Below are 7,633 nucleotides of genomic sequence, written 5' to 3'. Positions count from 1 at the left end.
TCAAATCGACGATATTGCCTGGGATGCCTGCGTGACCGATTCCTGTCAACGTATCGTTTACGGGTACTCGTGGTATCTGGATGTTGTTTTGCCTGCACCGGCGTGGAAATGGGTTGGGCTGGTACTCATTGATGATGCGGGAACATACCAGGCAGTTATGCCCATTCCGCTACGTCGGAAGCAAATTGCTGGCATTACGTACGAATGGGTTGTGCATCAGCCGTTTTTCTGTCAGTTTCTTTCCGTTTTCAGCCGCGACGTGTCTGTTGATCCAACCCCATTTTTAGGGATTATCCAACAGAATTTCCGCTATTGTTCGATTTTTGCATGCCGTCATCATATCGCTACGTTCGGTGAGCGTTGTACACTATCAACACAGATTCTCGATCTGTCGGCAGATTATGAAACTCTTTACCAGCGGTATACCTCCGACCGGAAGCTAAATCTGCGTCGGGCTTTGCGGGCTAACTGGATAGTACTCGAATCCACTGACCCGACTCCGCTTCTGAACTTATTTCGTGAGAACCACGCGAACGCAATTCCAAACGGTGTTGCTGACTGGGTTTACGCTACGTTCAGAATCCTGGTGAACGAACTGAATCAACGTGGAATGATGACGCTGCGTTACGCCCTTCGCGAGGGACGTATTGAAGCGGGGGCGCTGTTTGTCAGAGAAGGAAATCGGATTATTTACCTCTTCAATGCGGCTTCGGAGGCAGGACGTACCGGCAATGCCCGGACGTTACTGATTGATCAGTTAATTCGGGAAAATGCCGGATGTCGTTGCGTAGGTAAACCAACGATTTTTGATTTTGAAAGTCCCGAAAAACCATCCATTCGGGATTTTTACCGCAGCTTCGGAGCTGTCGAAGAACCGTTCTGGTCAATACGCTGGAATCGCCTAAATGTGGTTGAACGGCTGGCCCGGCAATTAAGAAACGTAATAAAAAAGGCATCAGCTACTCACTGATGCCTTCCCATAACGCAATATAGCTGTCTTAAAAAAACCGTAGAGGTTGTCGTAGTCCGTTGTTTTTCTTTAGGTCCATCACCATCGAACCAATCCAAAGATCGACTTCAACTTTGACAGGTATCTTGTTAGTGTCGTCGGAAACAAAAATCCGAATAGACTCTTCTTCTTTAAACATTTTGTTGCCAGCGGGCAGCACTGGATTCAACATTATAACGTTAACTTTTCCCTGTTTGGTTTTCACTACGTCCTTACCCCGATAACGTACCTTCATATTATAAACGGTGTCGTCGTAAAAAGCAGGTACTTCGATGACTTGGCCGGGAGCAATTTTTGCAAAATCAATCGTGCGCAGGAAATAGTAGCCGCTGATCAGATCGTGCACATTATCAGGTACTTTGAATATATCACGTTCGGTTTTTTCCTCGGCTTTAACGGTATTCGCTTCGTGATTAAACGTAATATTCTGCTCTTTCCGGTAGCTATTTTCCTGAAGACTCGTGTAGAACTTCTGGGGCAAAATGGCTGACGTATCGATATAAGAACGCCAGGTGTCGCGAACGCGTGTCACTAGATCGAAGGCTCCTACCGTTCGGCCATCTACATTGACTCGATAGCAAGGACGATCGTTAACCTTGTAAAGCGTAGGGCTCACATCAACAATGGCTTCGGCTGCGTTAATGAAACCATAATGAACTCGATATTCGAGGTGTTCTCCCGGTCCGAAACTAGTGTTGACGACGCGCCGATACGTGTTCAGAGCCATAAAACCTGTGCTCAGAACGGAAAAAATACCGATGCCAATTACTAACTTTTTCATAGGAACAGCCGCCCGTTGGCTGGGCTATTTTTACAATGATGGATAGGTTTGTTTTAGGTAAGTCAAATATCGTTTAAAGTTGCTGTCAAATCGAGTTTCAAATTCCTGCCGGAACTGGTTTTGCTGTTTACGGTAGGTGAGGTAACCAATAAAATACGCATTGTTCGGTAGGTTTAGTTTGTCAAGTCGACGTTTTTTTATTGAACGTACGGGTTTCTGACTCAGTTCGTTGCTAATCGTATCAACAGCCACAACGATCTGCCGGATGGTTTGCCACTTCAACGAATCTTTGATGGCAACCGGCGTAGTTGGTTTAAACGTTCGGTATAAACTATCGAGCGTTCGGGTACCGCGTAATATATGGTTGTCATATCGACCATAAAACTCTTTTGTCGACATATAGTTCTGATAAGGTACAGAACTCTTGCCATACTTCTGCCGCAGAAAGCGTTGCGCTCCGTATTCGCCGACAAAATCAGCCAGATTTTCGTTGTACTCCAGATTATCTTTTACAAATAACGTACCATGAGTCAGCTCATGAATGATCAATTCGGCCAGGCTTCCTTCGGGTCGATCCAGAAAACTAGATAGAATCGGATCATTTAAAAATCCTAACGTCGACCAGGCAGAAACTTCACTAATCCGGGTATCAAAGTTTTCCCGTTTTAATTCTGAAACGCTGGAGTCAGCCCAATCTTTTTCGAAAAATCCTTTATACGAAAACGTACCAATAATTGGAAAACTCCACTGTTTTGCAACGAGTTGATACGGTTCAGCTGCCGTAACGACCCATAAAATAGGTTTACCCTGCTGATCGTAGAACGACTCATAACTCCCCGACTTATCCAGCCCAAGCGAGTCGATAGCAAAACGCTTGATTTCGCGGATAAGTTCTATTTTCTGTTTCAGAGAATCCGGGTAAACGGGGTCGTTCAATACATCGGAAACAGGTTTTGTGTTCCATAAAATACGCAATTGTCCGCGTGCCTGCATCCATCCGTAACTGACAAGTTCCCATTGCCAGACAACCAGGATAGCCAGAACCCCCACAATGACAAGAGCAATTTTTCGACGCATTCGTTGGAACCGTTAAATAAGGTGGCAAATTTCGTAAAAAAGTGTTGCACCCATTTATATATTCATGATCTACATAAGGGTTAAGTATGAGTTCAGATTGAACACGGCCATTCTCGTCGAAATACCTCAATCGATTCAGGTTGTACCATAGTGAGTTTTACAACGACTTGTTATCTGTACAGTTTAGGTAAGCCAGTTTCAAACCATGTGTACGGATCCTTATAAAACTGTATGAAATCGGGTACGCTGGCCTGGCCAGGATAAGGAGCGTAATAATGCGTGGCACTACGTGTGTCGTTTCGCCAGACCAGTACGTAGGCAAGCCGCATTTTCTCAGCTTTTAGTGCTTTCAGCAACGTATTAGTCCACCAGGTCGTATCGGGAATCGACTCCAGACCCGTTTCCGTGAACGCAGCGAGTTTGCCCGCTTTCTGGGCGTAATCGGAGACAATCTTCAACTTTCGAATCCCTGCACTGACATTGTAGCGCCCGTTACGTCCGAAGTCGGCGTAATTATCCATACCAACCATGTCTACCCACTCATCGCCCGGATAGCGCTCCAGGAACTCAGCCTCGGTATTGAACAGGCAGTCTGGCGAGAAGGCATAGATGAAATTATGAACCTGAAGGCTATCGCGTAGGTAGGAGACCGTAAACCGCCACAACGACACAAAATCTTCCTGTTTACAATGCGGTTTGCCCCACCAGAACCAGCCGCCATCAAACTCGTGATAAGGTCGGAAAAGCATCGGCACCGGTTTCCCATCCTTGCCTTTTACCGAATTGGCCAGATCGCCAAGGGTACGTAGTATCTGCTTGTACTGCTCATGATGCGAACCACCGGGAACCAGGTGAGGAACGGCGGCAACCGAAACTGTATCGACCCAATAAAAACCACCTTTGGAAACCGGATTGGAAAAATGCCAGGCAACGGTTGTTACACCACCCCGGTCGTACGTATCAGCGATTTGCTTACGGAGTAATTCCTTTGTCTTTTCAATGGCTTCGGGCGGTCGGCCCGATAAACCACTAAAATCGACTCCAATCACAGCGGGATGCGAGCCCGTTACGGATTTAATATCTGATCGATCCGGTTCGCCTGCCCAGCCGTGGCCATATTCAGTAGCATGCTGATGGCCAAATAGGATATGCTTCTTGCTTAGCTTACGCAGATTTCGGTAAAGCGCTTTTGTTTCCTTTGTCGCCTTAGGATCAATTAGTTTATTTTCATAATTGGCTGCCCATAAATTAAGTGGTAACAGAAGGTAGGCTAATAAGCCAATTTTTATTAATAGAAGTGGAATATTGAGCATAAATTAAGATTATTAGTGACCTGCATTGAATCAAACTGCTTCTTAGTAAACCCGAAAGAGTACACGCTGCGTATATTGGTATAGTTCAATAAAGAGACGGGATATATAAGGTGAAGCATTGGAGTTTTAGGCCATACTTTTTACCAGAAAACCTTTATGTATAAGGGCATTAAATTCTATTTAATGTGAATATGCATCATATTTTCTATAGAGAAAATGTTTAGATTTGACGTGTGTTTTTATATTGAATTTATTCAATGATTATTAGTTTTTATTCCGTTTTTTATATTCGATAAATGCAAAATTTGTTGAATAAGTGCAATGAAAAACAGCGTAGTTTTATTTCACTCTTTTCACTATTATGAAAAAACACTTACTATACCTCAAAATTCTCCTTCTATCCCTTCTGACGACGCTCAGCTTTGCGCAGGGTGTTGAAATCAGAGGGCGTGTTACGGGCGAGGGAGGTACACCAATTTATGGGGCCAATGTTGTGGTCAAAGGCAGTCGGCAAGGGGCTGTCACCGATGAAAAAGGTGACTATCGGATTCAGGTTCCTGCTGGATCAACGCTTACGTTTAGTTTTATTGGCTATGTAGCAAAAGATGTAGCCATTGGCAACAACACTACTATCAACGTATCGCTGGCTCCACAATCGTCGGTGCTGGATGAAGTTGTTGTAACGGCGCTCGGTATCAAAAAAGAGCGTAAATCATTGGGCTATTCGACCACTGAAGTAAAAGGTGAGGATCTGACGCAGGCTCGTTCGGTCAACGTAGCGAATTCTCTGGTTGGTAAAGTTGCCGGTTTGAATATTGCGAGTACGGCAACTGGCCCAAGCGGTTCGAGCCGGATTACGATTCGGGGGAATGGCTCTATTGGTGGTAACAATCAGCCGCTGATCGTCGTCGATGGTATTCCGATCAACAACGATAACCTGGGCTCTGTAGGAATGTGGGGTGGCTCAGATAAAGGTGATGGTATTTCCAGCCTTAACCCGGATGAAATCGAAAGCATGAACGTACTGAAAGGAGCTACAGCAGCCGCTCTTTACGGTTCACGCGCTTCGAACGGGGCTATTCTGGTAACCACTAAAGGCGGTAAGGTTGGCAAAGGGATCGGGGTTGAAATAAACAGCAATTTCGTTGCTGAAGACCTGCTGATCAAACGCTTTAACGATTTCCAGTATGAATATGGGGCTGGTAATAACGGCCAGAAGCCAACTACACCGCTGGAAGCGACAACCTCAAGTAGCTGGGGAGGGAGATTGGACGGTACGAACGTAATGCAGTATGATGGTGTGGCTCGACCATACGTAGCGCAGCGTGACAACCTGATTAACTTCTATAAAATGGGGAACACGTTCACCAACTCAGTTGCCTTGAGCGGAGCTAGTGAAAAAATTACGTACCGATTGTCAATGAACAACTTAGACAATAAAGGGCTGGTTCCTAACAATTCGCTTCACCGAAACAATTTTGCCTTAAACACCAACGCTACGTTAGGAAATGACCTGACAGTTGTAGCTAACGTTAAATACATTACAGAAAGAAACCGTAACCGTCCGCGCTTATCTGACTCACCAGGTAATGCAAATTACACGTTGTTTACGATGCCAACTTCCCTGCCTGTATCAACAATGCGGGACAATGTTTATAACAGTCAAGGTTTCGAAAAGGTATGGTCGGAAAACATCTATGCGCAGAACCCCTATTTTGCTGCATATGATTATAAACAGGAAGATAAAAAAGACAGGGTCATTGCAGCACTTGAGCCAACGTATACAGTGACGAGTTGGTTGTCGTTGATGGCGCGTTTAGGCTTCGATACGTATACGTACCGAAATACGGAAATTACGCCTACGGGTACTGCCTATCAACTAAACGGCGGCTATAATTCTAACCTGCGTAATTTCACCGAGAGCAACTATAGCCTCAATGCAACGATCAAGCATGGTATCACGGACGCTATTGGGTTGAATCTGCTGTTAGGTGGAAACCTGATGAAACAGGTTAACCGCCTGGATAATTACAGTGGAAACGGATTCAACATTCCGTTCTTCTACGATATATCGAACATAAATCCGGATGCACGGAGTATTTCGTATAACTATATCGAGAAGCGTATTAACTCAGTCTATGCCTCAGCTGACCTTTCGTACAAAAACTTCCTGTTTGTAAACCTGGGCGGACGTAACGATTGGTTCTCTACGTTGGCTCCCGACAAAAACAGCATTTTTTATCCATCAGTTGGGTCAAGCGTAGTGCTGTCTGAAGCGTTTAAACTACCAGCGGTTATTAATTTCGCTAAGTTGAGGGGATCATGGGCGCAAGCAGGTGGTGATACCGATCCGTATAATCTTTCCCTATATTACAGTCTGACGGGGGCTCACCTTGGTCAGGCGTTGGGTCAGATCAACGGAAGCCAGGTGCCTAACTCAAATTTGCGGCCGTTAACGTCTACTACGTTCGAAATTGGGCTTGAATCGCGTATGTTTAACAACCGATTCGGAATTGACTTCGCCGTATACAGCCGTAACACAACCAACGATATTGTAGCGGCTTCTATTTCGGGTACGTCAGGATTCTCAACGGCCTTATTTAATGTAGGGCAGATTACCAACAAAGGTATTGAACTGCTGCTGAGCTATGACGTCCTCAAGGGACGTAATTTCACCTGGGATGCTTCATTTAATTTTGCCTACAATAAGAACGAAGTCGTTTCGCTCTATGGAGATCTTCAGAATCTACAGGTTGGTGACCCCGCCCGCTCGCAGGCTGCTTACGTGTTCCAGGAGGTTGGTCAGCCATTCAGCTTAATTAAAGGCTTTAACTATAAGCGGGATGCAGGCGGGAATGTAATTTACGACGCTCAGGGATTTCCGTTGAAGACCGATCTGGTATCTTATGGCACGGGGGTTTCGCCAACTACGCTTGGCTTTAATAACTCATTCCGCTATAAAGGAATTGGCTTAAGCTTCCTGATCGATGGTAAGTTTGGTGGGCAGATCTATTCGGGCACGAACGCTCTGGCCTATCGGGTGGGTCTGCATAAAGAAACGCTGCCTGGCCGCGAAACAGGAGTTATTGGCGTGGGTGTAAATGAAAAAGGCGAGCCTAACACGGTGAATGTGCCAGCTCAGCAGTATTATTCTTACCTCTATAATTTTGCAGAGCCGTTCATTTACAGTTCAGACTTCCTCAAACTACGTCAGGTTATTATTGATTATACGATTCCAGCGCGGTTGCTGACAAAGATGCCGTTCAAGGCGGCTTCTATCTCGATCGTGGGCCGGAACCTGGCTATTCTGATGAAGAAGGTTCCAAACATTGATCCGGAATCAACTTACAACAATACAAACGCGCAGGGCCTGGAATTTGCCGGTACGCCACCAACACGCTCAATGGGGGTTAATCTTAATTTGAAATTCTAATTATTCTGACGCTAATCCTC

The 7,633-nt window shown here is 45.3% G+C and carries 5 protein-coding genes; 2 read left to right on the top strand and 3 right to left on the bottom strand.

Features of this window, described 5'->3' with window-relative positions; all coding sequences use genetic code 11:
• A partial coding sequence (locus ACOJS8_RS01070) for a GNAT family N-acetyltransferase (protein ID WP_420146675.1) occupies positions 1 to 970 on the top strand: 970 nt, incomplete at its 5' end.
• 28 nt (positions 971 to 998) lie between these two features.
• On the opposite strand, the gene ACOJS8_RS01065 is transcribed toward ACOJS8_RS01070, so the two are convergent.
• From ACOJS8_RS01065 to ACOJS8_RS01055, 3 genes are all read right to left on the bottom strand, one after another.
• Complete coding sequence (locus ACOJS8_RS01065) at positions 999 to 1,790, bottom strand: DUF3108 domain-containing protein (protein ID WP_420146674.1); 792 nt, start codon at positions 1,788 to 1,790, stop codon at positions 999 to 1,001.
• A gap of 30 nt (positions 1,791 to 1,820) precedes the next feature.
• Positions 1,821 to 2,867 (bottom strand): aminopeptidase, encoded by a 1,047-nt coding sequence (locus ACOJS8_RS01060; RefSeq protein ID WP_420146673.1) that lies wholly within the window; start codon positions 2,865 to 2,867, stop codon positions 1,821 to 1,823.
• A gap of 170 nt (positions 2,868 to 3,037) precedes the next feature.
• Positions 3,038 to 4,180: a glycoside hydrolase family 26 protein gene (locus ACOJS8_RS01055; protein WP_420146672.1), complete on the bottom strand. Its 1,143-nt coding sequence runs from the start codon at positions 4,178 to 4,180 to the stop codon at positions 3,038 to 3,040.
• A 361-nt stretch (positions 4,181 to 4,541) separates the two neighbouring features.
• Between ACOJS8_RS01055 and ACOJS8_RS01050 the strand changes: the two genes are divergently transcribed.
• Complete coding sequence (locus ACOJS8_RS01050; protein ID WP_420146671.1) at positions 4,542 to 7,613, top strand: SusC/RagA family TonB-linked outer membrane protein; 3,072 nt, start codon at positions 4,542 to 4,544, stop codon at positions 7,611 to 7,613.
• Positions 7,614 to 7,633 lie beyond the last annotated feature (20 nt).

The organism is Spirosoma sp., from assembly GCF_048594605.1.
In the GTDB taxonomy this organism is placed as follows: Bacteria; Bacteroidota; Bacteroidia; order Cytophagales; family Spirosomataceae; genus Spirosoma.
The sequence above is the reverse complement of the archived record's forward strand: the minus strand, read 5'-3'. Positions and strand labels throughout refer to the sequence as shown.